Genomic DNA, 25,498 nt, shown 5'->3' with positions numbered 1-25,498 from the left:
TTTTATGCCACGGGAAGGGTGAAAAAGAACCGCGAGCCCTTTCCCTGGGTGCTCTCAACCCATACCTTCCCGCCCTGGGCCTCGGCAAGAATCTTGGTGATGTAAAGGCCCAGGCCTGTCCCGGCAATCCTCCTGGTCATCGAGCTGTCAACGCGGTGGTAGCGCTCAAAGACATTCTGAAGCTCATGCTCGGGGATGCCAATGCCCTCATCTTCAGCACAGACCCTTACAAAGCCGTCGTCAACGGCAAGACTGAGAGCGACATGCCCTCCCTGGGGAGAATACTTGATTGCATTGCTCACAAGATTGTTCAGAATCTGCTCGACCTGGTCAATGTCGGCACGGACATAAGGCATGTTCTGGCCGCCGTCAATAGTGATGGCATGCTTGGAAGTATTCATCTGGTAAAGATCCTTGACCTTCTTCAGAAGGATCAGCACGTTGAAATTCTCAGAACGGGTGATAAGCTTTCCCACTTCCATCTTGGTGAGGTTCAGAAGGTTCTCAAGGAGCCTGGTGAGCCTGTCAATCTCAGAGTTTATTATCATGAAAAACTCTTTCTGCGTATCCTTGTCAAATTTTCCCCCATGCTTGATGAGGGTCATGGCATAGCCCTTGATGGCGGCAAGGGGCGTCCTGAGGTCATGGGCCACGCTCGCAATGAAATCAGACTTCATCTGCTGGAGCATCTTCTCTTCCGTCACATCGCGGAATACTATCACCTCGCCGGTGAGATCGCTCTCCACGGAGAGAAGCGAGTGGGTGGCTTCTATGTACTTTTCCTCGCCGTTCTTCGTGACTATGCTCCCCTTGTTCTTGATGCCCCTGGACATGGACTCTTCAGACCTCAGCATCTGGATGAGGGGGCAGTTTGACTCGCACTGGTCGATTCCCGAGTGATCCTTGCCATGGAATAAATCGGGGCAGGATTTCCCGATCATTTCCTCTTCACTCCAGCCCGAGATGGTGAGGGCGGCTTCGTTACAGGCCGTTATCTCCCTCTTCCAGTTGAGGGTTATCACGCCGTCGCCCATACTGTTCAGAATAGCCTGCATCTTGTTCTTCTCCAGGATGGCATTGCTGTAGAGAGTGATATTCTGGATGCCCAGGGCCATCTGGTCTGCAAGGAAAAGGAGCAGCTTCTTTTCTTCGGCACGGTATTGATAGGAACGGTAATTGCCGAGCATGATCACGCCGGCGATTCCCTCCTGCATCTCCAGAGGGGCCACTATGATCGACTCTATCTGCATCCTGGAGAGAAAGGAGACTTCTTCGGGAACTGTCGGATAGGCGAAGACCTTTTTTCCCTTGAGCACTTTCTCGAATATCCCTGAAAGGGCGCCGCTGTGCCAGTTCATCTTGAACTCATGGCTCAGGCCATGGGCAGCTCTGAGCATGAGGTGCGTGCTTCCCTCGACCATGATCACGCAGCAGAACTCCTGCCCCATCAATTCGGCAGCGAGCTTCACCGTGCGGTCGAGCTTCTCCTGGACCGGGTCTCCCGAGATGATGGAGGTGATGATCTGGTGGATGGAGGAGAGCTCTCTCGCCCTGGTGGTGCTCTCCTGGTAGAGGCGCGCGTTTTCAATGGCGCCTGAAATCTGGTGCGTGAGGGCCGAGATCATGTGGAGCTCGTCGTCCCTGAGCTTGCCCCCGCCGCAGGTGAGGGTAAGAACGCCCATGGTCTTCTCCTTGGCCACCAGAGGCCAGATATACATGGCCTTCACCCTGGGGTCAACGCCGATGTCCCTGAGAGAGGCCAGCTCCTCCTGCTCCTCGAGAAAGAGGGGCTTTTTCTTCTGGAGGAGGCTCCGCATGACTTTGGGAGGGATATCCTCTATGCGGATCTCGAAAAAGCGCTCCTGGGCCTTCTTCATCCCCCTGCTCGCGGCGAGCTCAAAGACGCCTTTCTCTTCGTTTGAGAGGAACAGGTAGATGGCTCCCAGAGGGGTGCTCAGGATCTTCATGAGCTTCCTGAGGGCTTCGTCCAGAATGGTGTTCAAGTCCAGGGTGCTTGCAATGGTCTTTGAGATCTCGTAGAGCGTGGAAAGCTGGTTGTTTGCCTGCTGGAGCTGCCCGAGGGACTCACTCAGGCTCACATTGGCCGATTCAAGCTCCTCGCCTTTCTTCATAAGCTGGACCCGGTTCTTTTCGAGCAGATCGTTCTTATCGCGCATCTGGCTGATATAGTCCCTGATCTTCTCGGCGAGCTGGGCATTCTCTATGGCAAGCGCAGCCCTTGATGATATCATGACAAGGGTCTTGATGTCATCGTCAGAGAAAGCCCTTTCCCGGTGCTTGGTGCCTACGTTGATAACGCCGAGCTTCTTGTTTTTCACCATGAGGGGAACGCAGAGGAGCGATTTGAGCTCTTTCTGGCCGTCGGGCGAGGGGATGAAAACGGGGTCGTTGCTGGTGTCCCTTATACTGTAAGGCTTTCCATGCTTTATGACCCATCCCGCCACGCCTTCCCCCACTTTCATGCGGGGGACGCCGAAGGGCTTCCCGTCCTGGCTCCACGAGGCTCTCACATAAATCTCCGATTCGTCTTCCGTGAGCAGCATGATCTGCACTCTTTCCGCTTCAAGCAGGCGCGCCACGGTTTTGATTATCATGTCAAGGGCATCCTGGATATGGGCCGTCGTGTCCATGATATTTGATACCCGGTAAAGGGAGGCAAGCGCTTCAAGGCGCTTTTCATATCTGCCTGCGCTGAGGTACTTGTGGAGAACAGAGGAGATGTGAAGACCAAGGATGCGGTAGAACCCTTCACGGTTGTGGCCCATGAACTCCTCGGAGGGCATCTCAAGATACATGGTGCCCAGGACTTCCTCGGGGACCCGCAGGGGGACACAGACAGAGGGGCGCATTTTGACAAGCTTCTTGTGCTTGCAGGAGACCTTGTGGGGCATGATGATCACGGGCGCCATGGTCTTTATGGCAGTGCACTTATCCAGATGAGGCATTGAACAGAGGCGCTCCCTCTCTTTCCTGGGGGCATCCCTCAGTTCTATTATGCATTCGCTCACCGCCAGCATCTTGGCCACTGCCCTTTCGAGGTGGCGCACGAACTCGTCCCTGGACTTCACCTCGGCGGTGAAATCCATGATCTTCGTAATGGTCTCGTACTCCCTGGTCTGCCGGTCCTTTTCCTTGAACTCGAGCGCTCTCTTGATGCTCTGGGCGCTTTTCGAGCATACGATCGAGAAGAGCTGGATCATTCTCTCGTCAAACTTGTCGGGTTCCTCGGAGATGATGCTCACGACGCCGAGGAAGTCGCCCCTGAGGATCAAGGGCATGGCCATCAGGGACTCTTTGCTGCCGTCAGTCTTGAGGAGCCTGCCCACCCGGTGATCTGAGGCGATATCAGTGATCACAAGAGGCGCGCGCTCTTTGGCGACCCACCCTTCCACGCCATCGCCGTAGGGAAGGCTGTGCGTTTTAAAGCTCATCATGCCGAGGCCGGAGTATGCCTCAAGCTCAAGGCGGCCGGCATCGGGGTAGAAGACCATAAGGTAGCAGGAAGGCACATCCATTGTCTCGGCAATTATCCTGGTAATCTCCGGGAGCATGGCAGCAGAATCAAGAGTGGAGAGAATGTTCAGGTACTCCTCGGTGATGAGATATACCTTTTTTCTCAACTCGAGCTCTTTGTATTCTCTGAGCTTGCCTGCATCATCAGGGGTTGATGCCATGGTGTGCGCCCCTTTTAGAGTTTTTCTCCCATGAATCCCCATGTATAGGCTTTTTTGAGCTTAACCTGCACTATTTCGCCAATCAAATCGGGAGTTCCTTCAAAATTTACCACCTTATTTCTCCTCGTTCTCCCGGTAAGGACCGATTTTTTTTTCCTGGAGATGCTCTCCACAAGCACTTCCTCATGGGCTCCCTCATGGGTCATGTTTTTGAGGAGAGAGATATCATTCTGCTTCCCTACAAGCTCATGGAGCCTTTCCATCCTCACCGGCGGGGGAACGGCATCCTTCATTTTCACTGCAGCGGTCCCCTCCCTTTCTGAATAGGCGAACATAAAGGCGCTGTCAAAGGCCATTTCCTCAACAAAGGCAAGAGTGTTCCTGAAATGCCCCTCCTCCTCGCCGGGGAATCCCACGATGATATCGGTGGTGAGGCTGAGGCCGGGAATGGCCCCGCGCAGGCTCGCCACGAGGTCTCTGTACATAGCGGTTGTATAGGTTCTTCCCATACGCCTCAGGACCTTGTCATCGCCTGACTGCAGGGGGAGGTGGAGGACCTCGCATACCTTGTCCAAAGACGCGAGCTTTTCTATGAGACCGGCGGAAAAATTTGCCGGGTGAGGCGAGGTGAAGCGTATTCGGGAAAGGCCCTCCAGGCGGTTCACTTCCTCGAGCAGGCCTGCAAAGCCTATGCCTGAAGGGAGATCACTGCCGTATGCATTCACATTCTGCCCCAAGAGCGTCACTTCCTTGCCCCCCGCGGCGGCAAACTCCTTGACCTCCCCTATTATTGCAGAGGGCTCGCGGCTTGTCATGGCACCCCTCACCCTCGGAACAATGCAGAAGGTGCAGTGGCAGTTGCACCCCTCACTGACAGGTATCCAGGCGGAGAAAGCATTCGAGCGCAGGGGGCGGAGGGACTCGAAATCCATCGCCCTCATCTCGCAGGCATTGTAGCGCAATCCCGTCGTTCTCACGTAATCTATGGCCTGGGGAAGCCTGTCAAGATTTCGCGTGCCGAGGACCACGTCCACGTGGGCAAAGCGCCTGAGAAGCGATTCACCATCCTTCTGCGCCAGGCACCCCGTCACGATAATGAGGGGGTCCAGGATGCCTCCCTTGAGGCGCTTGTAATGGCCAAGCCTCCCATAGACCTTCTCATCGGCGTTGTTTCTCACAGAGCAGGTGTTGAGCACGATGAGGTGCGCCTCTTCGGCTGCCCCGGCGGGAGCATACCCCATGGAGTGGAGGAGCGCCGCAAGCACTTCCGAGTCATATTCATTTTTCTGGCAGCCATAGGTCTTGAGGTAATAGCGCAGCCCATCCATCAAAGGTTCTGTCCCTGCTTTTTATCCAGATAGAGCACTGCGCTCCGGAGCTGGGTGTCATCCTTTCTTCCCACCTGCTTGGGCTCCATCGTGACGGTCACGTCGGGGGCGATACCCTTTTTGTCAATATTGCGCCCCTTGGGAGTATAGTAATGAGCCGTCGTGATCTTGAAGGCGCCGCCGCCCGGAATTGGGAGAATCTGCTGCACCGATCCCTTTCCGTAAGTCTTGGTGCCCATGAGAATGCCCAGGCCGTCATCCTGGATGGCTCCCGCCGTTATCTCCGAGGCGCTCGCAGAGAATTTGTTGACCAGGACCAGAAGCGGCAGGGAAACGCGCTGTGAGCCGTCAGAGCGGTAGGCGTTCTTCGCCCCGGTCCTTCCCATCACGGAGACCACTACTCCTCCCGGCTCGACAAACTTGCTGCACACCTTCACCGCCGCGTCAATATAGCCTCCCCCGTTATTGCGCAGGTCCACGATAAGGCCTTTCACCTTTTTCTCCTCAAGCTTGTTGAGGGCTTTGGCAAACTCATCTCCCGTGTCCTCGCCGAAGGTCCTGATCCTGATATAGCCGTATTTTCCCTGGAGCACCTTGCAAGAGACGGAGTGGATCTTGATATTTTCCCTCTGGAGGGAGAATTTCAGAAGCTGCTTCACTCCCGGCCTCTTGATGGTGAGCACCACGGTCGTGCCGATAGGTCCCCGCATTTTGCTCACCGCCATGTCAAGTGCCATGCCCTTTGTGCTCACGCCGTCGACAAAAACAATGGCATCCTGGGACTGAAGGCCTGCCTTGAAGGCCGGCGTCCCCTCAATGGGCTCAAATACCGTGAGAGCGTTGTTGTGCTCCTTGTCGAGCTCGACATAGATGCCTATTCCGCCGAACGAGACAGACTGCATCTGCTCCATAAGCGTGGTATATTCCTTGGGAGTCATGATAATGGTGTAAGGGTCGTTGAGGCCAAGAAGGATTCCCTGGATGGCGGCATACCAGAGCAGGTCATTGTTCATCGGGGGGCTGAACTTCTCTATCTCCTTCTCAAGTGAATTGAAGCTTGTCACCTTGAAAGATGTGGAGGGAGCTGCCTTTGCAGTCTTTAAAAGCCTGTTCACCTCTTTTTCGCAGCTCTTCTGGAGCACGGCGTCTTCAACGGCCACGACATACTGAGTCTTGAGATACATATATGCCGTCTTGAAGAGCCTGAAATCGGGAGAAAAACCGAGCTTCGAGGGATCCTTGAGATACCGCTCATAGGAGGGAAGGAGCAGTTCCTCTTTTTCATCCTTCTCCACTTTCTCACCCACCAGCATCGGCAGGGGATGAGAAGCCGCCGCCGGGAGGGGAGAGAAGCACAAGGCAATAAGCATCACTGCCAGAAGTGCCATCGGGAGAGCCTGTCGGAAAACCTGCTTGAATAAATACATAGTCTCACCTTTCTTTTCAGTTAGTGCGCTCAGTTGCTGCCCGTCAGCGACAGGCAGCACTGTTGGAATACCTGCCCTGCTGCCGAGCTATGCAAGGGCCGTTGTATCAATCACGCCGCCGCCGGAGCAGCCGCTGCACATGAGAAAGCCTTTCCCTTCACATTCTCCACAGGGAATATACTTCTTTCCCCTGCATTCGGGGCAGCTTTCATCTCCCTCTCCACGGCAGCGGAAGCATACCATGATTCCCTCGCCGCCACAGGCTCCGCAGGGCGCGTGTCCCTTCCCTTTACAGTAATTACAGATCACCTGCATAATAAATTCCTCCTCATCGGACCTTTCCTTTTTCGCGCAAAATTTTCGCAAGGATCCACAGACCTCCCGTGATGAGGGAATGTCCTCCGAGAAGGATGGGCATGGAGGCATTCCCTGCCTGGAAGGTAAACTCTCTCACAAAATCATCCCTGATGGCGCCGTATTCTCCCAGGTCAGACAGATAACGGTCTTCCTTTGCCACCTTTCTGCCCCCATGGGCGAAGAGCACACGGCTGTCCAGTATGGCTCCATCGGCAACAGAAGAAATAGCGCTGAAGAACCTCTCAGCGCCGCCATCTTCAATAAAACTGCCCAGAAGAGAGCGCACTTCACCGCGCTCAATGCGCCCTCTCGCCTTCATTCCCCTCTCCTCGGAAAAAAACCGGATCCGGCACTTTGCAGAGGCCTCAAGCTCCATGATGGTCCGGGGGTTGATTCTCCCTGCCACAATGAGCTCTGCTTCCTTGTTCTCAAGCAGGGAGAGTATCTTCTCTATGGTGCCCTTTACGGGAAGCTCACTTCCCGCCGCCTGGCCGACTCTCTCTCCGGAAAAGGGATAAAGCGAGAGCATTGCCACGTCAACTGGCGTATCTATGTCAAAAAGGGTGCCAAGCGTTTGCGGCAGGGGCCTGCAGGGAAGCCTCCCCTCTTCACTGAGAAGGTAGGCAAGCAGATTGTCCATTCTGGGCATTCTTATGGACTGTACGATCTGTGCAGGAAAAAAGGCCACGAAGTCTGATGAAAAGAAATTGTTGGTACAGAACATGGGAGCGCCCTCAGAGAGCGCGTGACAGATTGTTAAAATCTCCCCGTCTTCAAGAAAAAGCCCCGCTCCCCCGCCAAGATAAAAGATTTTCTCCATGCCGTGGGCCTCAATAATCTCCGTGAGCAGTCTGCCAAAATGGAATTCCCCCCTCACCTCGAAGGGGTGGACAGTGACAGGGAGTCCTTCCATGGAACGGGCAAGTCCGCCGTCATTTGTGGCAAGAATCATGGGCCCCACGGCGCTGCAGCGCATGAATTTCGCAAAATTATCATAAATGGCGGCATGCCTGGCTTTTCTTACCAGGGCTTCCCTTGAGCCACCCCCCGGGGGCGTGCCTTCAAGAATGACAAGAGATACTGGAGAGGCTCCCATGGCCCTTATCGGCTCTCTTTCCTCAAGCTCTTCCCTACTCAAGAACAAATCAGCCACAGTTCCTTATTCTGTCACCCCATCTGTGGCTGAAAGAGAAAATCGGTCAAGGGGGCACTCACCCTATGACAGGGTCCACCATGCCATAGCCCTTGGGACGCTTGTAGACCACATTTACCCTTGAATTTTCCGAATTCACGAAGACAAAAAAACCGTGACCGAGGGATTCCATCTCCATTATGGCCTCTTTCACATCCATGGGCTTGGGATTGAATCTCCTTATGACCTGAATCTCCTCATTGAGGCTTTCTTCGGTGAACTCTTCCCTTTCATCCATCACCACCGGGGGAGTTTCAGGCTTGGCAATCTCGAATTCTCCTGCCGTCCCTGCGGCACGGGGCTTTCTTATCTGTTTCTCCTTCTGGCGCTTTATCTGTTTCTCCAGTTTGCTTTCCACGTTGTCAATCGAGGCGTACATATCACCTGTGCGCCCTTCGGCTCTCATTACGTAGCCGCTCGTGTGGATCATAACCTCTACAATATGCCAGTTACGCTCGGTGCTGAAGGTAATATCGGCAGAAAGTATGGAATCTGAAAACTTCAGGACCTTTGCAAGGCGCTTCTCGGCATACTGCCTGAGCGCATCAGTCACTTCCACGTTTTTTCCCTTGACCGTGAGCTGCATGAATCATTCCCTCTCTTTCAGAATTAAATCGCACGCGCCAAAAAACCACCTCATCTACTGCCTGCCGCAACGTCTGTAACCGGCAGGACGCTGCAGATTGCTTCTCCTGGCAGTAAAGGCGGTTTTCACTTACAAGCTTAAAATAACATAATATCACGACAAATGTCAATATTCACAGTCAGGTCCTGTCAGGGGCTGAGGCCGCTCCCCACCAAGAGAAAAGACCGGGATGACCCGGTCTTTGAGCTGCTCCTTCAGCGATAATTCCTATCCTGACTGAGGCTGGGTTTTGAGAGGCGGCGAAACCCCGGGAATCGCAGGGGGACCCGTGGAGTTCTGTGCCGCGGGTGCGCCGAGGGGGCCCGCCACTCCCGGTTTCTGGTCCCCATGACTGCCGGTGAAAAGGTTTTTCACCGCTACCGCCTTGTTCTTGATAAAATTCCCCACTTTTTTTGCTACGGAAGCCAGGGCGTGGCGGGATGCAAAGAGGAGAGCGCCCAGCTGCACCACCATTGCGGCGATTGCCACCGCGGGGCCTCCGCCCATGCCTGCCGCTGCGGTGAGAGCGCTCCCAAGGGTGGACATCCCTCCGGTGATGATATTGTCCTTGGCTATTTTTATCAGGTCATCAATCTTGACATTCTGCATTTCCTGTCCGCCGTCTGCCGTGGGTACGGGAACGTGAATATATTCCTGCCCTCTCGCCTTGAGGCCCTCGTAATAGCCCTTCATATCAAAGGCCTTTTTCACGCCATCGGCGCCTGCAAGCGTTCCTGCCACGCCGCCGGCGATGGCCGCCGGCCCTGCCCAGGCGGCCGGTGCCGAGCCCATGAGGTTCATCAGCCCGAAGGAGCCGCCTACCGTGGCAAGCCGCGAAATTAAATCTTTCCCTTTCGCCACTTTGAGACCCGCCGAAGAGTCGGCAATCTCTGGCTTGGTTCCCGGAGGGAGCGCCTGATCCTTGACCTGCGTCACGAGATCCGTGATCTCCTGCTGATTGGTGACTACGGCGCCCTTGGGAATAAACTGCACGTCATAGCCGTCTATCGGTTTCTTGCCGTCGGGACCGGCGACGAGCATGTTTTTCGGGATGATTACGGGCACGTTGAGCTGAACTACATCCGCCTGCTCAAGATGAGCTTCCTCCTGTGGCGCGGCGGCAGCTGGCCCTCTTTCCGGTATTTGAGGCATCGAAGGTCCGCCAACTTGTGATATTGACATAGGCATCCTTCCTTTCAGGGCATTCTCTGCAGAGCACAAGGCATCAGACGGTAAAAGGCGATATCTCTGCTCTCTTATTTTACAATGATTTCCTCTTTTTAGCAAGCTGAAGGGCTTCCCATGAGGCGCTCTCATCTTCCGTGGAGGAGAGGACAGAAACCCCGATGGAATGAGCCTGGCTCCTTACCGGGCCGAAAGGCTCCCCTCGAGGCGCTCATGTTAAAAAAATGTTAAAAGATGGACACCGTTGCAGGAGAAGGGGATGCCCGCCAAGGAATATGTCAATGGGCCCTCAAGAGATGCCCTCCGGAGGAAATGATGCTCCCGCGCCCCATGAAGGATATTGCCCCGACGATGTGCAGGATTGCAGGGATAAGGCTCCCTTCAGGCTGTGAAGGCACTGCCATTGAGCCCGTGGTGGAGGAAATAGGCCGCCCTTCGAGCCTCTGCCTCCTGGTGATTGATTCCCTGGGCATGGCGCTCTGGAAGCGCCTGGAGGCGGCCGCTCCCCATCTGACCTCCATGGCCTCCCGGGGGCTTGTGGTGCTTGAAGCAGAGCCCCCTCCCACCACCGCCGTCAATCTCGCCACCATGGCCACCGGGGTGCAGGCTTCCTCACACCGGGTGAAAAAGAAAGAAGACCCGCTCCTCGCTGAAACAATTTTTGATGTCATGCAGAAATGCGCCCTTAAGACAGCCCTCGCGTCTCAGAGAGAAGGCGTCCTGGCAGCGCTCTTCACGGGGAAGACCACATGGCAGTGGTGCCCTTCATCACTCCGTGATGAAGCGGTTCTTGAGCTTGTATTGAAAGAGATGAAAGCCCGGAGGCCCGATTTCCTCTGGATGCATTTCGTTGAAGTTGACAGGGCCGCCCACCGCCATGGCCCCGAAAGCCCCGAGTGCGAGGAAGCCCTTGCATCGACTGACCGGCTTCTCGGTGAACTGACGGCAGGCCTTGCTGCTTTTTCCTGCGCGCTCCTTGTCGCCGCCGACCATGGCCACCATGGGGTCCCCGAGGGGGCTCAGAAGGGAATTCACGACGGATCGGATCCCCATGACATGGCGGTGCCTCTCGTGTGGAGAAAAGCGCCCACGTAAAAGGCCTTCAGGGAGCAAGCTTCTCGATCTGCAAGGGCTCATCTATGAAAATTGAGGGGACTTCCTTGCCTCCCAGCCACACAGGCTGTATAGTGCCTTTCACCCTTATATGCCTTCCCTTGTATTCATTGGTGAAATAGCCCTCCGGATCATTGCGGCAGCCGAATTTGTCATATTTCTCCTGGTAGATGATCACGGCGAAGTCCTTCTCAAAGCTCATGTTGAAGTGGAGATATATGTTGTTGTTGGAGGTGAGAAAGACCTTCACAACGATCCCCTCCACAATCTTCTCCTTGCCGTAATATGCGCGGGCTTCAGTCCAGCTCACAATCTTCTGGGCCCGGGGCCAGTGCATGATTCCAAGGATCAGAAGGGAGACAATGGCTCCAATCAGCACGCCGACAAGCAAGGTCACCGTTTTCCTCTTCAAGTCGCCTTCGCGGAGGAGCTCGGCGGTGTCAATGAACTTTACCTCAATTTTCTGGGAGTCGGCATGCGTTGCTCTGACCTTCTTCGCTTCTTCAAGCGACATGGTATCCTGGACCACCACTGCCCTGCTGTCATGGCTCTCGTCTTCGATAGGATCGCTTCTGCGGAGGGCAAAACGCATCTCGGCAATGGACTGGAAGCGCTCGTCAGGATTCATGGCGAGCGCGCGGTGAACTACTGCGTCAAAGGCGTCCGAAATCCTGGCATTGAGGGATTTCACCCCGGGAAAGTCAAAAGGCTCTCTGTCAATGCACTTCCCGTTGGTGAGGATGAAATGGAGGGTTGCGCCAAGAGTGTAGATGTCTGAGCGCTGATCTGTCTGAGCGCCTCCATAGTGCTCCGGCGACGCCGTAATCATGGAGCCCATGTGATCGGTATCCTGGGTCTTCCCCTCTTTGAAGGTCCTCGCGATGCCGAAATCAATGAGCTTGATCTTCCCGGTCTTCTCGAGCATGATGTTTTTGGGCTTCAGGTCGCGATAAATGACAGGGGGCTTCTGGCAGTGAAGAAACTCAAAGATGTCCATGAGCTGAAGAGCCCAGTCCCTCACCACTGACTCCGAGAGATAGATGTCGGAGCCGATGGGGACTTTCCTGTCAAGGCTCATCCCCTCGATATACTCCATCACCAGATAACAGAAGCCGTCCTCATCGAAAAGGTCAAAGACCTTCACTATGCCAGGGTGGTCAAGGCGCTCAAGCATTGACCTCTCCTGCGTGAGGGACATCACCTTCTTCGCATCTATGGCTTCCACTTCTTTGATAATATAGCGCTCAGCATCCCTGTAAGCGAGATATATGATTCCCATCCCGCCCGTGGTAAGATACCTTGTACGGTACGTTCCCTTCAGTACCGTATTTTCCATCAGCACCATCACGGGGAGGCCGTCTTTTTCCTTTTTCCCGTCAGGGGCCGGCACGCGAAAGCCCATAGCACTCTCTCCAGTCTGGTATGCTCTGGAGTATACAGTTCTCTGTCGGAGGATTCTGCCCTCCTTGAGGGCCGGGGATTTTCCTAGTAGGTGACGGCATGCTCCTCTATCTTGAGGGTATCTCTCTCGCGCTTGAGGCTGAGGCGCTCAGCCACGCCTCTGGCCACCTTTTCCCTGAGGGAGCGTGAGAGTTCTTCCGTGGAGCGGATGGAGACTTCTATTTTCTTTACCGCGAAGGCTTCTTCATTCTCGGCAGGAATGACCTTGACGGAGATGAGGGCTTCATTCTTTCCGCAGAGCTGATCAAGATATGCCTGGCCCCTGAGGGTGAGCTCATGCTCGAGCTTTTCCCGCTCACCGGCCCTTGCCATGCTCCTGTCATGTCCTGCAATGGCCCCTTGAGGTGCCTGAGGCTTCTGTCCCTCCATTCCCTGCATGGGGGCGGCCATGCCTCCTCCCATACCGCCGGGACCCGTCATTCCTCTCCCACCGCCGCTGCCACGGTTACCACCGCAAGCACCGCCGCCGGGGCCCATCATGCCGCCGCCGCCTGACTCTCTGGGGCCTCCATAACCATCACCGGCCGCGCACTGTTCAGAGGACCGGTCCAGCTTTTCATCGCGGGCTTTCTCTTCCTTGGCCCTCTCAGACATAAGCTTGTCGTGCTCCTCGGTCATCGTCGCCGGCGGGGCAGGCTGCTGCTTATTGGCAATAACGGCGCCCGGGCCTGCTGAAGGCTCGTTCTGCCCCGGCGCGGACCCGTAAAACCACTTGCCCTTATCAGGCAGAGCAGCCGGCTGGCTGACGGACTGCTTGCGGGCACCGGCCGACGCGCTCACCACCAGCGAGCGCTCCTTGGTAAGCGCTTCACCTTCTATGAGGCCCTCCACGGGTTCCTTCTCCTTCAGAGCATCGTGACGGGAAGAGCTCTTTTTTGAAGCCGCCGATGACTGGGGCGCCTGGCCCCTTTCCTCATTACGGAAAACCATGGCGGTCTGCTGCGGAGCAACAAGCGGCGAGATCTCCGCTGATTTCCTGAGCATCATGTCATTGAAAAGAACGTGGAGCACACCAACAAGCAGCAGGACCGCTGCAAGAGCCGATAAAATCGAGTAGCGGGGTTTTGCGGCAAAAAATGCCGCGATGCGCTGGAAAATCCCGCTTTGTTTCGGGGGGCCATAAAGCCTGGCCACCGCCTCCCTGAGGGGAGCCGGCAGGGAGACTTTGTAAGCCGGGCTTTTCTCTTCATCGCCGAGGGAGGCCACCTCTTTCAGGAGACTCACGGCCTTCTGGCAATCGCCGCACTTCTCCACGTGAGAGGTAATGGAAGCCCTGTCGCCTGCCGCAAGCCCCCCGGGATTCTCTACGAAATCCACCAGAAGGCCCTCATCAGGACATGGTGCCATCCTGCTCTGCGGGAAGCGGGCTCCCTCTCTGATGAGGCCGATGTGCTCGCCAAGAAAAGCCGCCTCCTCGCGGCAGGATTCACACTCTTCCATATGGCGTGCTATTTCACCGCTTTCCTCCGCGGAGAGCTGCTCCTCGACATAAAGCACCAGTTTTTCTGACAGTTCGGGCTTCTTACAGGTCATGGACTCCCGCCTCCTCCAGGCTCTTTCCTTCCTTCACATGGTCGCATCTCCCCGGAAAAAATTTCATGGGAACCCTACTTTTTTTTCAGTGACCTTTCTCAGCTTGAGAAGGCAGCGCTTCAGCCTTGAACAGAGTGTCCCCAGAGGAATGGCAAGCTCTTCGCAGATCTCCTCATATGATTTGTCCTGGAAAAACCGGAGCCTTATCACGGACTGGCACTCGTCGGAGAGCCCGGGGATCGCCGCAAGCACGGTCTCCACCCCTTCCTTCTTCATATAGGCCTCTTCAGGCGTAGGCCCCCCCTCAACGGCCACCACCTGCGGCTCATCAAAGGAGGTGCGCTCCGAATCCAGGGAGACGCTCCTGTCCTCTTTTCCCCTTTTCTTGGCAAGCTTCTTCCTGAGGAGCGACACACACTTGTTCTTCGAGAGGTGGGTGAGAAAAGTGGAAATCTGCGCTTCGCCACGGTAATGGGGAAGGGATCGCACGAGCTCCATGAAGACTTCCTGCACGACATCCTCAGCCTCTGCGGGGCCGAATCCCCACTTCGGCCATGACACGATATGCCTGACCCTTGAGTAATGAAGCCTGTAAAGGACCTCCCAGGCCTTCTGATCACCTTCAATGCACTGTTTTACGAGTTCCTGCTCTGACAGATTCTTCTCCATGAGACACTCCCTGTGAGGGCTTGCTGAGTGATATTTGAGAAATGCCGGGGAAAATCCTCCAGATGGTGCGCATTTTCACTTTCCGCAGGGAACTACGAGGGTCGCGCGAAACAATGGTCCATCTGGCGGTACGCCTTTCTCGCCCCGAGAATATCCCGGCTCCTTGAGCGGAACCCCCTCTCGGTGCCTTTTATCCACCCTTCTATATGCCTCTCCATTGAGAGAGGCGACCATCGAGAGGGACTGTCCATGGAGGGATTAAAATGCATACGGCCATCTTTCTCGTCGTAAGTGCCCTGAAGGGCGCAGAGCGGGCATTCGGCAACATCCCTGCTCCTTATGAGAAAGAAGGTGCCCTTGCAGAGGGGGCAGTGCATTGCCTCACGGGGCGGGGGGCTCAAGGCTTTCCCGTCAAGAAGCTCTCCCATCAAGGCAGCCCTCTCCATGACAGCGCGGTGCAGAAGGACCTCTCCAGGGCCGGGAGCATAGGCCGCAAAGGAATCCAGGAGCTCCATGCCGAGGGCAAGAGGCACCATATTGAGGAGCGGCAGCGAGAAGGGCTCCCAGTCTCTCACGCCCGCCACGGCAACCGTGGCAGCCCTCTTGCCCGCAAGAGAGCTGCGGACCCTTGTGCTCATCATGAAGAGCCTGTCCGTCATCAGCTTGAGCACCCCTGCCGGCGCCAGCACATAGGTAGGTGCGCCGAGGATCACTGCCCCGGCGTCAAGAAGGCTCTCAAGGAGGAAAGCCATGTCATCATTGATATGGCAGGGAGCACCTTTGAAAATACAGGCCATGCATCCCTCGCATGGGTGGAGCGCCATGTCGGTGAGCCTTATCAGAGTGACCTTGTCACCCCTTTCATGGGCTTTTTTCAAGGCCTCTTTGACAAGAATCTCGGTGTTTCCCAGTTTTCGTGCCGAGCCTATTATTCCCAGGTAATTCATACCGGTCACCCCTCAGTTCCCTCGGGACGGGAATCATATGCCATGGCGCTCTATTCTCCATGGCGGCTTCCCGCTCCTGGATGCCGCACCCTGCTCTTGATGACCGTGGTATAATAGGGAAAAGGGAGGTGCCATGGCACTGTGCAAGGCCTTCACCAGGAAAAAAATCGTGAAAGGGATTCTTGCCTTCACCGCTCTTCTCATTGCGGGAGCTGTTTTTATCACCTGTGTCGAGCCCTTCAGCCTGCAGATCACCCGTCATGAGCTCATCTGGGAGCAGCTCCCCGAGGGCCTTGAGGGCCTTACCTTTACCCATCTCACCGACTTTCACCATGGGAAGGTCATACCACTCGGCTATATAAAAAAATGCGTGGCCCGCTCCAATGCTCTCTCGCCCGACCTGGTGTTTCTCACCGGTGACTATGTATCAAGGGCCCCGGAGTATATCGCGCCTTGCATCGAAGCCCTCAGCTCACTGAAAAGCCGCTACGGTGTTTTTGCCGTCCCGGGAAACCATGATTACTGGACCGATATCGCTACCACCAGAAAGGAATTTGCACGCACGGGCATCCATCTCCTCGTGAACCGGAGCGACACCGTCACCATAAAGGGAGCTTCTCTTGCCGTCATAGGCCTCGATGACCTGTGGGCCGGCATCCCCGATATGAAAACGGCGGCAGCGGGAGTGAGCGGTCCAGAGAAAAAAATCCTGCTGATGCATAATCCTGATCTCTTTGAAGAGTATGCCCCCCTGGGCTTTGACCTCATTCTCTCAGGCCACACCCATGGAGGCCAGGTGAACATCCCCTTCATCGGCCCCCCGATAACGCCCTCCCGTTTCGGCGCCCGGTATGCGGCAGGTCTTTACCGGAAAGACAAAAGCACACTCTATGTCAACAGGGGCATCGGCATGGTATCCCCTCCCATCCGTTTCTTCTGCAGACCGGAACTGGCTTTTTTCACCATCAGAGGAAAGCCTGCCTCGCGGTAAGGCTCTTACTGTCTCGCCCAAAACTCCGCCACTCCCCGCAAAGAAGGCCGGAATTTCCCGCCGTGACAGGTGTTCAGCCATCTTTGTCCGGATATTAACAATTTGGGATTAAAAGTTAACTCCAGGGAAAAGACATCACGCCATGATTTTTGCTATACTTAACATCGTGAACCTAAGGAGAATGAAGAAAGGGGTATCGCAATGAACCTCAACAAAATAGGATTCTGGGCCGTATCGATGACCGCATTCCTGGTGAGCTTTATCACGGCTCTTGACCATCTCTCGAGCCAGGGGCTCCTCCCCCAGTCGTCAAAATGCGCGGTCATCACGTGGAGCATCATACTCCTCTCGATAGGAATCACGATAAAGCTCCTCTCGGTGAGCGAGAGGATCAACACCCAGCTCCAGGAGATGAAAGAGGAGCTTGCGAGCTCCCAGTGGCAGCTCAATGCCCTCTACCTTGAGCAGGCCCAGCAGGACAGCCTTATCACGCCGGCTGTCAATACGCGCTTCCAGAAAGCCGCATCAGGCGGCAAGGTAATCCCCTTCCCTGCAAGGGCGGCAGGAAGCCGGGGCTTCTAGCGCAGGATCGCCATCCACGACAAAAAGGCATCACTGATGCCTTTTTTATTTTCCCCGGAGTCTGGCGGCACCCAGGCTCAAGAGGCGACAAACGTAAGGAAGACCTTTCTTGTCCGGGGGCCATCAAACTCGCAGAAGAAGACTCCCTGCCAGGTCCCCAGGACCAGATCGCCATCGCTGATAAGAAGCGTCTCTGAAGACCCGAAAAGGCTGGCCTTGATATGGGAGTCCGAATTCCCCTCACTGTGGCGATAGTAATTGGATTTGGGCACCGCCTTGTCAAGGTGGGAAATGAGGTCCTCCACGACGGCAGGGTCGGCGCTCTCATTGATGGTGACCGCTGCCGTGGTATGGGGCACAAAAACCACGCAAATCCCCTCCTGTATCCCTGATTTCTGTACCTCGCTCCTTATCCATCCTGTGATATTGATAAGCTCCGTCCTGTGATGGGTCGTGACAGAATGATATTTCATGAGTCCTCCTTTTTTCTCTGCCCTTTTATTCTTCTCGGCGAAACAATGGTCGCCGCAAAAAACATGGCGGTGGCAAGTATTACAATAGTTGCTCCTGAAGCAGTATTGAGCATGCAGGACAGAACAAGGCCTCCCACCGAAGCGCTGACGCCAAAAACAACCGAGAGAACCATCATGAGCCTGAAATCATCGGCAAGCTGATATGCCGTTGCTGCAGGGGTGATGATGAGAGCCGATACAAGCACAATCCCCACGACCTTGATGGAAGCGACAATAGTAAGGGCGGTGATGGCAAGGAGAAGAAAGTAGAGCCTTTTCTGCGGAATCCCCACCACTTCCGCCATTTCGGCATCAAAGGAGATGAATTCAAGCTCCTTGAAAAAGAACCCTACAAGGGCTATGACAAGACCCCCTATCACGAGGGTAATGGCAATATCCTCACCTGTCACGGCCAGAATGCTCCCGAAGAGATAGCCGAAAAGATCGACATTATACCCCTTGGTGAGGCCGATGAAAAGGATTCCCGCTGCCATGGTGGCCGAGAAAAAAATCCCGACGGCCGTGTCCTCCTTGAGCTCCCCCTTCCTTGCCACGACCCCTATGGCAAGGGCTGTGGCCACACAAAAGACCACGGCCGCAAGAACGGGATTCACTCCTAAAAGGAATCCCAGGGCCACCCCTCCAAAGGAGGCGTGGGAAATGCCGGCTCCGATAAAGGACATCCCGCGGAGCACGATATAGACCCCTATGACGGCACAGAGGGCGCCTATGATGGTTCCCGCGAGCAGGGCGCGCTGCATGAAGGTATAGTGGAGCATTTCACTCATCGGCGCTCCTCCACTACCATGTGGGGGACTTTCCCATGGTGGAAGAATACGGCGTCACAGCCGTACATGTCCTCAAGGGTGTGGGAGGTAAGGACATCCTCCGGTTTCCCGTGCATGATGAGCCTCCTGTTGAGGCACGCCACGCCATCAACAAAGTTTGCCACCACTCCCACGTCATGAGAGACGAGAAGTATCGTCATCTTTTCACTATGGAGCGTGCTCAGAAGCTCATAGAGGTTGAAGGTGGTCACCTGGTCCACGCCGCTGGTAGGCTCGTCAAGAAAAAGGATGGTGGGCTCGTTAGCCAGGGCTCTTGCAATAAAGACACGCTGGAGCTGCCCCCCCGAAAGCCTTGAAAGGGGAACCCTGGCGAGGGGGGCAATTCCCACCTTTTCCATCGTTTCCCTTACTATTTCCCGGTCCTCTCTGCCCGGCCTCCTGAAGAGGCCGATCCTTCCATAGCGGCCCATGAGCACCGCGTCCTCCACGCGCACAGGAAACCTCAGGTCAACAGAGACGATCTGTGGCACATAGGCAAGATTGTGGCGGAGCGCTCCCAGGTGGCGCGGCTCACGACCCAGCACCTCGATGGTCCCCGACGTGGGCTCCATAAGGCCGAGTATCAGCCTGAGCAGCGTTGACTTCCCCGCGCCGTTGGGACCGATAATGGCAAGAAAGCTCCCTGCCTGGATATCCATGGTGATATGCTCAAGGATAGACCTGCCCTTGATTGAAAGGTCCACGTCGCGCAGTCTGATAACCGTGCTGCCATTTTCCATAACATTCCTTATTGTAGCACACCTTTCCCCCCGGCGCAATAATTCCTCAGTGCTTTACAACTCTCTGAAAACATGTTACTATTTCGGAAAACACTCTCCCTTGCAGCATATATGTCATCTATTGAAGAGCCAGTGCCCGAGTGCACTTACATCACCACCAAGACCGGTCTTGAGGCCGTGGAGCGTTCCCTGGAAAAAGCTGAGAGCGCGGCGCTTGATACGGAAGCCGACAGCCTTCACCATTACCATCAGAAGGTCTGCCTTATTCAGCTCAACGTGGAGGGCTCCATATTCATTGTCGATCCGCTCGCCAGCATTGATCTGTCGGAATTCTTCACGTTGCTCTCGCAAAAGCGCCTGATACTCCATGGCGCTGACTATGATCTCAGAATTCTCCGCAGGGACTTTGGTTTCTCACCGGCACAGGTCTTTGACACCATGCTGGCCCTGCAGCTTCTCGGCTACGAAAACCTCGGCCTCGCCTCGCTTGTGGAGCATCACTGCGGAGTGCGCCTCTCCAAGAGCGGCCAGAAGCTCGACTGGTCAAAGCGCCCCCTTTCACCAAGAATGCTCCTTTATGCAGGAAACGACGTGCGGTATCTTCCAGAGCTCTCGGCAAAGCTTGAGCAGGAGCTCAGGGTGGCCGGGCGCCGCCAATGGCACCGGGAGTGCTGTGAGCACCTCCTCTCCATATCGTTCCCTCCTGCACGGGATCCGGAAAAAGCCTGGCGTATCAAGGGCTCCTCGGCCCTCTCCGGCAGGGAGAAAGCCATGGTGAAAACGCTGTGGTTCTGGAGAGAGCACGAGGCGAGCAGGGCCGACGTGCCCTGCTTTAAAATTCTTAACGACGAGCAGTTACTTGCCCTGGCCCTCTGGGCTGCAGGTGTCGAATCCTCATCACCGGGCGGCTACCCCCTTCTTCCGCGATCGCTGAAAAGCCCCAGAAGGCTCACCTCTCTGGAAGAGGCAATAAGGAAAGCGAAAGCCCTCTCACCCCGCGAATGGCCCCGGCCTCTCAAGAAAAAGCATGGAATCCAGAGAAACGTGGACGGCGAGAGCCTCGGAAGGCTGAAAGAGGTCCGTGACACCATTGCCCTGAGCTTCGAGCTTACACCTTCAATACTTGCTCCTCAGAGAGCCCTCTCACTGATTGCTTCAGAAAAGCCCTCCACGCGCGAGGAAATGAGCAGGATCAGCGGCCTGCTTGACTGGCAGGTGGAGATTCTCTACGAGGAGTTCCACAGGGCCCTGACGGGCGAGGGGAGGAAAGAGCGGAGAGCTCCCAGAACCACCGGGAAAAGGACATGAGAAAGGCTGTTGCCCTTGCGCTGCTGCTGGCGGGAGTGCTCTATCTTACCACCTGTGCCGGTATCCTTCTCTTTACCAGAGGCGGCTCCTGGCATGGCGGCCCCTTCACGATAAAGATTCACCACCTCTGGGTGCCCATCGAGCTGGCGGTGCTCCTTGCCGCTCTGGCTGTCACTGTCCTTATCGGGCCCTTCAGGAAAGGCTTCAGGGAGGAATGGAAAAGGGCCCTTGGGAGGTTCAGGGCCGGGGAGGGCCCCTCGTTCACCATTTTCAAAGGGAAAAGAATCATTGTGCTCTTATTCCTGCTCATGGCCCTGGGAGTGAGAGCCTACAAGCTGGATGTCCTTCCTCTGGAATTTCATAAAGCGCGGCAGTACAACAATGCGCTTATCGCCAGATCGCTCTACTGCGGCCTCTGCCCTCCCGGCATGGAGCCCTGGAAAAAAAACTTTTTCCGCGTCAATGAATTCTTCATTGAGCCTCCCCTGATGGAGCTCCTGGCTGTGGGCGGATATTTCGTGCTGGGGGGGGAGCACCTCGCGCTCCCCGGGCTTCTCAGCGCCCTGCTGTGGCTTGCGGGAAGCTGGTTCCTTTACAGGTCAATTGAAAGACTCGCCGCCAGGGCCGGAGCCCTGGCGGGAACCGCCTATTACCTCTTTCTGCCTTTTGCCATCCGGTCAAGCCGCTGTTTCATGCCCGATCCACTCATGACGGTGCTGGTTATCATTTTTATCTATTATCTCACCATGTACCTCGAATCAGGGAGCAGGAGAAGCCTGCTCCTCGCCACCCTGTGGGCCTCCCTGGCCGTCTTTGCAAAATGCGTCTGCATTTTCACGGTAAGCGCCGCTTTTGCCGCGGTGCTGCTCTTCAGGGAAAGAAAAGCCCTGGCCGACCTGGTGAAGCCGCTTGTCCTCTTCACGGCAGGCGTCACGCTCCCTCTGGTGCTCTACGGGACCGTGTTTCTGGGAGAGAGCGCAAAAGGGAAATTCTTCGGGCGCTTCTTCCCGGCTCTCATTGCAAAGCCCTCTTTTTACATCCAGTGGTTCCAGATGCTCGAGCTGGTAGTGGGAATACCTTTTATCGCCGCAGGGCTTCTGGCCCTGTTCATTGCAGGAAGGGGGCCAAGGGCACTCCTCGGAGGGCTTATCGGGGGATACGGGCTCACATGCCTCTTTTTCAGCTACCACTCAATCACCCATGACTACTACCACATGCTGGCCATTCCCCTCATTGCCCTTGCACTCGGCCAGGTCACGGGGTTTCTTTTTACCTATCTTTCTGAGCTTCTCGCGCCGCGCACATTACACACGCTTGCTGCGGCACTGCTTATAGTCCTTATCGGGGCTGGAACACTCGAAGGGGCATCATCGGCCTCGAGAGCCGAAGGGGCGAGAAGAGTGGCCATGTACGAGAGAATCGGCGAGATGGTGAACCACAGCAGGAACACCATCATCCTGGACAGCTCCTACGGGCTCCCCCTTAAATTTCATGGATGGATTGAGGGCACGGCCTGGCCGACCTCCCAGGACTTTGTGTATATGGCCCTTGAGAAGACCGCTCCCGCCTCTGTGAAGGACTTCCTTTTCATGCTTATTGAGAGAGAGCACGCCGATTACTTCATCATCACATCCCCCGGGGAGCTTGAAAAACAGAAAGGCCTCAGGGAGCTCATCGAAAAAACCTGCTCCGCCGAGACCATTACCGATTCATTTCTCATTTACCGGATAAGGCGCTAGTCTTCCTCCTCACCGAGCACAGTCTCCTCGCGGGTGAACTGCTCAATATGCTCTTCACCGGACACTTCCATATTTTTCATCATGGCCGCTCCCTGGGAGAGCATCTCGCCGAAACGGGTCTGGGCGGTGAGTATATGCTGTCCGCCGTTCATCACAGCGGTCCAGCCGTCAAAAAGATACTTGGGAACCCTGCGATCGGTGAACCTGATGAGCTGGTCAAGGCCGCCCAGCACCTCGTCAATGCCGTCGATCAGCACCCTGCCTACCTCGGCAACGCTGTCCTTGAGGGACTGATCAATGCCGAGCTGGGGGAGCTGTTTGCCAAGGATTATCTCCACCTGGGGCTTCACCAGCGAGAAAAGATCAACCACTTCCTGCACATGGGCCACGAAGACCTCATCAGGGACCTCACCGGCCTTCACTTTTTCCAGTTCCTCATAGATGGCCATGAAGACCGTGGGGATCGATACATTCCCCGAGAGAAGGTCCTTGGCCTGCTTTGTGGATTCCCCGGGCGAGAGCGGCACCTGGTACCCCCCCCCGATGACGCGGAATTCCATGCCGCACTTCTGGCAGTATTTTACCTCGGGAGGATTTTTGGTGCCGCACTGGAGGCAGCTTTTCTTGGAAATCTCGGCATTGAGAGCGCCGAATTGCTCATAGGAGCTGTAGAGCACGTCCGTTGCCTCCTGGCATGCCTTGATCCCTTCATCGAGATGAAATTCCTTGCCGTCCTTGAAAAAGAGGTCCATGTCCTCAAGAGCTTCCTTATGCCTGACAAGGGCCTTCTGCGCCTTTTCCACGGCGCCCTTGAAAAGGAGAGACTCTTCAGGATAGGCGGCCATCTGCTCCATGCTTGCCATGAGAGGGGTAAGGCGCATCTTCATGAGGTTTATCTGCCGGGAAACCTCATCGGCGTTCCCTTTCCCCTCCTTCAGCAGCAGGCGGGCCCTGATGAGATCGGAAAGAAAAGGGGATCGTGAAAGGGGCGGCCCCACTTCCACCACTTCGGCCTCCTGGGGGCTTCCCTCGACCCAGGTGCTTCTCAGGCTCTGCAGAAATGATGCGCCTTCTTGTGATTCTTTCTTCTCCGCCATAAAAAACGATTTCCCCCCCTCGCCTTCGGAGAGGGGAGGAAATCTTTAACCTCCTGTATTCACTTTTTCCTTACGTCACGCTGCATTATCCCTTATACGATGGGCAAGAAACTAGGCATACTGTTGGTTATAACCAACTCCAAGGAAATTCCCCAGGTCATTCTGGCAGTGATGGCACTTGTCACCAAAGGGCGGGGGTGGGCCTTGATGCTCATACTGCCCAGGCTGTCCCTGCTGAACGTACTGAGGCGCTCCGCCGCCGCCGGTTGAGGCTGCCGCAGCCGCTCCGCCGGGGCCTGCCGAAGCTGCCGCCGAAGCGCCGCCCGGGCCTCCCGCAGAGGCTGCCGCCGAGGCGCCGTGAGGGCCTGCCGAAGCAACCGCCGAAGCACCCTGGTTGTGCTGCTGATTCTGCTGATTCTGCTGAGGCTGCTGCTGCTGCTGGTTGGGATTCTGCCCCTGCATCACCTTCATCATCATCATCATGATCATCATCATCAGCTGCATCATCTGCTGCATCTGCTGCGGGCCACCCATCTGGCCCATCTGCTGCTGCTGGCCTATGCCATATGGGCTCATCATGGAATTAGTCTGGTCACCGCCAAACATGCTCTGAGGCGTAAGCGCGTTCATTGATCCCCAAAAATTGATTCCCATCGTTTTTTCTCCTTTCATATAGGTTCCCTCTTCGGGAACTGATTCCCTTCTTCTCTACTTACATTATCCCATTTTTTGCCTGTCAGTTAAGTGACCGACTTGTAAAAATTGTAAAAATCATGTAAATATTTTTTTTCATGATGTTTACAATTCTCTCCATGACAATTATCGCAGAAACTGCAAGGGAGAGTCACGGCACCACTTCCTCCACGTAAGAGGCTGTCGAAGATGCCGGCACGGTGGCATAGCCTGCTGATGCCGTAATTTCAGTGGAGGTGAACTGGCCATTGCCGTCAGGCACCACAGGGGTCACGCGCACCCGCGGGGCAGAAGTCGGAATCATGGCTTGAGCCGCTGCCGCGGCCCATAGAATATATACCGTGCGGTTATTCGCCACAAACCTTACGCAGGTAATGCCTGTACCGGCGCTGAAGAGGCCGCTCTCAGTGAAGTTGTCCACTTTTTCTATCAGCTTCCCGCAGGCATAAAAGGAGGGGCGCTTTGTGCCGGACAGATCGAGAAGGGCCGCCCACTGCAGCTTGGCTGGCTGGGTGCTCAAAGCCTGGAGCTCCGTCACGATGATGGTTTTGATGTTGCTGTTCGCAAGCGCATAGGCGTAAGATTTTATCAGCATGTTTGCCTGTTCCGTAAAGGTGGGCTGCGGAGAGGTGTTATACTCGACGCTCATATCGGCCTCGGTGATGTACACAGGCTTTGAAAGAAGATTTCTCGAGGCAAGGTACGCCTGGAGGCTGTCCATCTCGAGAAGGTACTGGTAGTCATGGTAGCTGATGGCATCAAAGTAAGGAGTGCCGCCATTCTGGACCAGCCTGTCAAAGGTCTTGTTATTGTTCCCCACCGGCGGCTGGCTGAGCGCCCCTGCAAAAAGCCTTGCGCCGGGCGAGGCGCTCTTCACGGCGGCAAAGCACTTCTCCATGAAATCAAGGTACATGGCGTCGGTGAAACCGCTCCAGCGGGTGCTCTGCGTGTCAATCTCGTTGCATATCTCAAAATCCTGGAGGGGATAGAGGAGTCCAGGCATGTCATTGACTCCGTCGCCGTCGTAACGCTCCACTATAGTGCCGAGGGCGCTCGAGAAGGTGCTGGATGAGACCCAGGTGCTTCCCGTCCTGTTGGGATCGATAATGAAGTAAGTAAGGATGGAATAGGCCTGGTTGGCCGTCACCTGGCTGTCCAGGAAGTCAAAGGTGAAAGACCCTGAGGGAAAGATGGAGATAGCAACCCGCTTCCTGTGCACGCCAAGGGCGACAAGGCTCTGGAAGTCACTGCTTTCAGGGCCGCCGCATCCAAATTTTGACGTGCCCGACCACACCGGCGGTGTGGGTGTCACTGTAGGCGACGCCTGAGGAGAATAAGAGGAATAATAGCCGCCTGCGGCACTTCCGCCGCCTCCGCCGCCTCCGCAGCCCGGCAGAATGAGGGCAAGCGCAAGGAGCAGGAGCAGGCAGAGGCTTCTTTTCATCATGGTATCCTTTCTTTGCTGGCGGCTTCACGG

Annotated in this window: 22 protein-coding genes; 5 read left to right on the top strand and 17 right to left on the bottom strand. The window is 55.6% G+C overall.

Annotated elements, in window-relative coordinates; genetic code table 11:
* Positions 1-2 precede the first annotated feature (2 nt).
* The 7 genes from RDV48_07725 to RDV48_07695 form a co-directional block, all read right to left on the bottom strand.
* Positions 3-3,695: a GAF domain-containing protein gene (locus tag RDV48_07725; GenBank protein ID MDQ7822664.1), complete on the bottom strand. Its 3,693-nt coding sequence runs from the start codon at positions 3,693-3,695 to the stop codon at positions 3-5.
* Between the two features lie 14 nt (positions 3,696-3,709).
* Positions 3,710-5,023 carry a tRNA (N6-isopentenyl adenosine(37)-C2)-methylthiotransferase MiaB gene (gene miaB / locus RDV48_07720; protein ID MDQ7822663.1) on the bottom strand — a complete coding sequence of 438 codons (1,314 nt, stop codon included), beginning with the start codon at positions 5,021-5,023 and terminating at the stop codon, positions 3,710-3,712.
* Complete coding sequence (locus RDV48_07715; GenBank protein ID MDQ7822662.1) at positions 5,023-6,450, bottom strand: S41 family peptidase; 1,428 nt, start codon at positions 6,448-6,450, stop codon at positions 5,023-5,025. Before RDV48_07715 ends, miaB begins: the two co-directional genes overlap by 1 nt.
* A gap of 87 nt (positions 6,451-6,537) precedes the next feature.
* Entirely contained in the window at positions 6,538-6,765 is a 228-nt protein-coding gene (locus RDV48_07710) for a hypothetical protein (protein ID MDQ7822661.1), read from the bottom strand.
* Between the two features lie 13 nt (positions 6,766-6,778).
* Positions 6,779-7,951 carry a hypothetical protein gene (locus tag RDV48_07705; protein MDQ7822660.1) on the bottom strand — a complete coding sequence of 391 codons (1,173 nt, stop codon included), beginning with the start codon at positions 7,949-7,951 and terminating at the stop codon, positions 6,779-6,781.
* A 67-nt stretch (positions 7,952-8,018) separates the two neighbouring features.
* Positions 8,019-8,585, bottom strand: coding sequence for a ribosome-associated translation inhibitor RaiA (gene raiA, locus RDV48_07700; GenBank protein ID MDQ7822659.1), 567 nt, complete (start codon positions 8,583-8,585; stop codon positions 8,019-8,021).
* Between the two features lie 267 nt (positions 8,586-8,852).
* Positions 8,853-9,806, bottom strand: a complete 954-nt coding sequence (locus tag RDV48_07695) for a hypothetical protein (GenBank protein ID MDQ7822658.1) — start codon at positions 9,804-9,806, stop codon at positions 8,853-8,855.
* 315 nt (positions 9,807-10,121) lie between these two features.
* On the opposite strand from RDV48_07695, the gene RDV48_07690 reads away from it, so the two are divergent.
* Positions 10,122-10,904 (top strand): alkaline phosphatase family protein, encoded by a 783-nt coding sequence (locus tag RDV48_07690; protein MDQ7822657.1) that lies wholly within the window; start codon positions 10,122-10,124, stop codon positions 10,902-10,904.
* A 7-nt stretch (positions 10,905-10,911) separates the two neighbouring features.
* Here the strand turns inward: RDV48_07690 and RDV48_07685 are convergent, their stop codons facing one another.
* The 4 genes from RDV48_07685 to RDV48_07670 all read right to left on the bottom strand — a co-directional run bounded on the left by RDV48_07685 (position 10,912) and on the right by RDV48_07670 (position 15,532).
* Positions 10,912-12,324 carry a serine/threonine-protein kinase gene (locus RDV48_07685; GenBank protein MDQ7822656.1) on the bottom strand — a complete coding sequence of 471 codons (1,413 nt, stop codon included), beginning with the start codon at positions 12,322-12,324 and terminating at the stop codon, positions 10,912-10,914.
* Positions 12,325-12,407: 83 nt separating this feature from the next.
* Positions 12,408-13,916, bottom strand: coding sequence for a zf-HC2 domain-containing protein (locus RDV48_07680; protein ID MDQ7822655.1), 1,509 nt, complete (start codon positions 13,914-13,916; stop codon positions 12,408-12,410).
* 63 nt (positions 13,917-13,979) lie between these two features.
* Positions 13,980-14,585 (bottom strand): RNA polymerase sigma factor, encoded by a 606-nt coding sequence (locus RDV48_07675; protein ID MDQ7822654.1) that lies wholly within the window; start codon positions 14,583-14,585, stop codon positions 13,980-13,982.
* A gap of 92 nt (positions 14,586-14,677) precedes the next feature.
* A complete protein-coding gene (locus tag RDV48_07670) occupies positions 14,678-15,532 on the bottom strand; it encodes a flavodoxin family protein (protein MDQ7822653.1) in 855 nt (284 codons plus the stop codon).
* Between the two features lie 133 nt (positions 15,533-15,665).
* Between RDV48_07670 and RDV48_07665 the strand changes: the two genes are divergently transcribed.
* Positions 15,666-16,523 (top strand): metallophosphoesterase, encoded by an 858-nt coding sequence (locus RDV48_07665; protein ID MDQ7822652.1) that lies wholly within the window; start codon positions 15,666-15,668, stop codon positions 16,521-16,523.
* A 201-nt stretch (positions 16,524-16,724) separates the two neighbouring features.
* Entirely contained in the window at positions 16,725-17,105 is a 381-nt protein-coding gene (locus tag RDV48_07660) for a hypothetical protein (GenBank protein MDQ7822651.1), read from the top strand.
* 77 nt (positions 17,106-17,182) lie between these two features.
* Here RDV48_07660 and RDV48_07655 read toward each other — a convergent pair whose 3' ends face one another.
* From RDV48_07655 to RDV48_07645, 3 genes are read right to left on the bottom strand one after another with little or no spacing between them, the layout of a single operon-like run.
* On the bottom strand, positions 17,183-17,578 hold the full coding sequence (locus RDV48_07655) for a secondary thiamine-phosphate synthase enzyme YjbQ (GenBank protein ID MDQ7822650.1): 396 nt from the start codon (positions 17,576-17,578) through the stop codon (positions 17,183-17,185).
* Positions 17,575-18,405 carry a metal ABC transporter permease gene (locus RDV48_07650; protein ID MDQ7822649.1) on the bottom strand — a complete coding sequence of 277 codons (831 nt, stop codon included), beginning with the start codon at positions 18,403-18,405 and terminating at the stop codon, positions 17,575-17,577. The genes RDV48_07655 and RDV48_07650 overlap by 4 nt, the downstream gene beginning before the upstream one ends.
* Positions 18,402-19,184, bottom strand: coding sequence for a metal ABC transporter ATP-binding protein (locus RDV48_07645; protein ID MDQ7822648.1), 783 nt, complete (start codon positions 19,182-19,184; stop codon positions 18,402-18,404). Before RDV48_07645 ends, RDV48_07650 begins: the two co-directional genes overlap by 4 nt.
* Positions 19,185-19,295: 111 nt before the next feature.
* On the opposite strand from RDV48_07645, the gene RDV48_07640 reads away from it, so the two are divergent.
* Together RDV48_07640 and RDV48_07635 are read left to right on the top strand one after the other, a co-directional pair.
* On the top strand, positions 19,296-20,492 hold the full coding sequence (locus tag RDV48_07640) for an HRDC domain-containing protein (GenBank protein ID MDQ7822647.1): 1,197 nt from the start codon (positions 19,296-19,298) through the stop codon (positions 20,490-20,492).
* Complete coding sequence (locus RDV48_07635) at positions 20,489-22,231, top strand: glycosyltransferase family 39 protein (GenBank protein ID MDQ7822646.1); 1,743 nt, start codon at positions 20,489-20,491, stop codon at positions 22,229-22,231. The genes RDV48_07640 and RDV48_07635 overlap by 4 nt, the downstream gene beginning before the upstream one ends.
* Here the strand turns inward: RDV48_07635 and RDV48_07630 are convergent.
* The 3 genes from RDV48_07630 to RDV48_07620 all read right to left on the bottom strand — a co-directional run bounded on the left by RDV48_07630 (position 22,228) and on the right by RDV48_07620 (position 25,468).
* The gene (locus RDV48_07630) at positions 22,228-23,328 is read right to left on the bottom strand and encodes a zinc ribbon domain-containing protein (GenBank protein MDQ7822645.1); all 1,101 of its coding nucleotides are present in this window, start codon (positions 23,326-23,328) and stop codon (positions 22,228-22,230) included. The genes RDV48_07635 and RDV48_07630 overlap by 4 nt on opposite strands.
* A 111-nt stretch (positions 23,329-23,439) precedes the next feature.
* Positions 23,440-23,982, bottom strand: coding sequence for a hypothetical protein (locus RDV48_07625; protein MDQ7822644.1), 543 nt, complete (start codon positions 23,980-23,982; stop codon positions 23,440-23,442).
* 190 nt (positions 23,983-24,172) lie between these two features.
* Positions 24,173-25,468 (bottom strand): hypothetical protein, encoded by a 1,296-nt coding sequence (locus RDV48_07620; GenBank protein MDQ7822643.1) that lies wholly within the window; start codon positions 25,466-25,468, stop codon positions 24,173-24,175.
* Between the last annotated feature and the right edge of the window lie 30 nt (positions 25,469-25,498).

Source organism: Candidatus Eremiobacterota bacterium, from assembly GCA_031082125.1.
In the GTDB taxonomy this organism is placed as follows: Bacteria; Vulcanimicrobiota; CADAWZ01; order CADAWZ01; family Ess09-12; genus Ess09-12.
The sequence above is the reverse complement of the archived record's forward strand: the minus strand, read 5'-3'. Positions and strand labels throughout refer to the sequence as shown.

Excerpts from the sequence above, each read along its gene's own strand:
- RDV48_07715 (MDQ7822662.1), bottom strand. The coding sequence starts at position 6,450 with ATGTATTTATTCAAGCAGGTTTTCCGACAGGCTCTCCCGATGGCACTT.
- RDV48_07635 (MDQ7822646.1), top strand. The coding sequence starts at position 20,489 with ATGAGAAAGGCTGTTGCCCTTGCGCTGCTGCTGGCGGGAGTGCTCTAT.
- RDV48_07630 (MDQ7822645.1), bottom strand. The coding sequence starts at position 23,328 with ATGGCGGAGAAGAAAGAATCACAAGAAGGCGCATCATTTCTGCAGAGC.
- RDV48_07675 (MDQ7822654.1), bottom strand. The coding sequence starts at position 14,585 with ATGGAGAAGAATCTGTCAGAGCAGGAACTCGTAAAACAGTGCATTGAA.
- RDV48_07685 (MDQ7822656.1), bottom strand. The coding sequence starts at position 12,324 with ATGGGCTTTCGCGTGCCGGCCCCTGACGGGAAAAAGGAAAAAGACGGC.
- RDV48_07695 (MDQ7822658.1), bottom strand. The coding sequence starts at position 9,806 with ATGTCAATATCACAAGTTGGCGGACCTTCGATGCCTCAAATACCGGAA.
- RDV48_07620 (MDQ7822643.1), bottom strand. The coding sequence starts at position 25,468 with ATGATGAAAAGAAGCCTCTGCCTGCTCCTGCTCCTTGCGCTTGCCCTC.
- RDV48_07725 (MDQ7822664.1), bottom strand. The coding sequence starts at position 3,695 with ATGGCATCAACCCCTGATGATGCAGGCAAGCTCAGAGAATACAAAGAG.
- RDV48_07710 (MDQ7822661.1), bottom strand. The coding sequence starts at position 6,765 with ATGCAGGTGATCTGTAATTACTGTAAAGGGAAGGGACACGCGCCCTGC.
- RDV48_07625 (MDQ7822644.1), bottom strand. The coding sequence starts at position 23,982 with ATGGGAATCAATTTTTGGGGATCAATGAACGCGCTTACGCCTCAGAGC.
- RDV48_07655 (MDQ7822650.1), bottom strand. The coding sequence starts at position 17,578 with ATGAAATATCATTCTGTCACGACCCATCACAGGACGGAGCTTATCAAT.
- RDV48_07640 (MDQ7822647.1), top strand. The coding sequence starts at position 19,296 with ATGTCATCTATTGAAGAGCCAGTGCCCGAGTGCACTTACATCACCACC.
- RDV48_07670 (MDQ7822653.1), bottom strand. The coding sequence starts at position 15,532 with ATGAATTACCTGGGAATAATAGGCTCGGCACGAAAACTGGGAAACACC.
- miaB (MDQ7822663.1), bottom strand. The coding sequence starts at position 5,023 with ATGGATGGGCTGCGCTATTACCTCAAGACCTATGGCTGCCAGAAAAAT.
- RDV48_07650 (MDQ7822649.1), bottom strand. The coding sequence starts at position 18,405 with ATGAGTGAAATGCTCCACTATACCTTCATGCAGCGCGCCCTGCTCGCG.
- RDV48_07645 (MDQ7822648.1), bottom strand. The coding sequence starts at position 19,184 with ATGGAAAATGGCAGCACGGTTATCAGACTGCGCGACGTGGACCTTTCA.
- raiA (MDQ7822659.1), bottom strand. The coding sequence starts at position 8,585 with ATGCAGCTCACGGTCAAGGGAAAAAACGTGGAAGTGACTGATGCGCTC.
- RDV48_07660 (MDQ7822651.1), top strand. The coding sequence starts at position 16,725 with ATGAACCTCAACAAAATAGGATTCTGGGCCGTATCGATGACCGCATTC.
- RDV48_07690 (MDQ7822657.1), top strand. The coding sequence starts at position 10,122 with ATGATGCTCCCGCGCCCCATGAAGGATATTGCCCCGACGATGTGCAGG.
- RDV48_07665 (MDQ7822652.1), top strand. The coding sequence starts at position 15,666 with ATGGCACTGTGCAAGGCCTTCACCAGGAAAAAAATCGTGAAAGGGATT.
- RDV48_07680 (MDQ7822655.1), bottom strand. The coding sequence starts at position 13,916 with ATGACCTGTAAGAAGCCCGAACTGTCAGAAAAACTGGTGCTTTATGTC.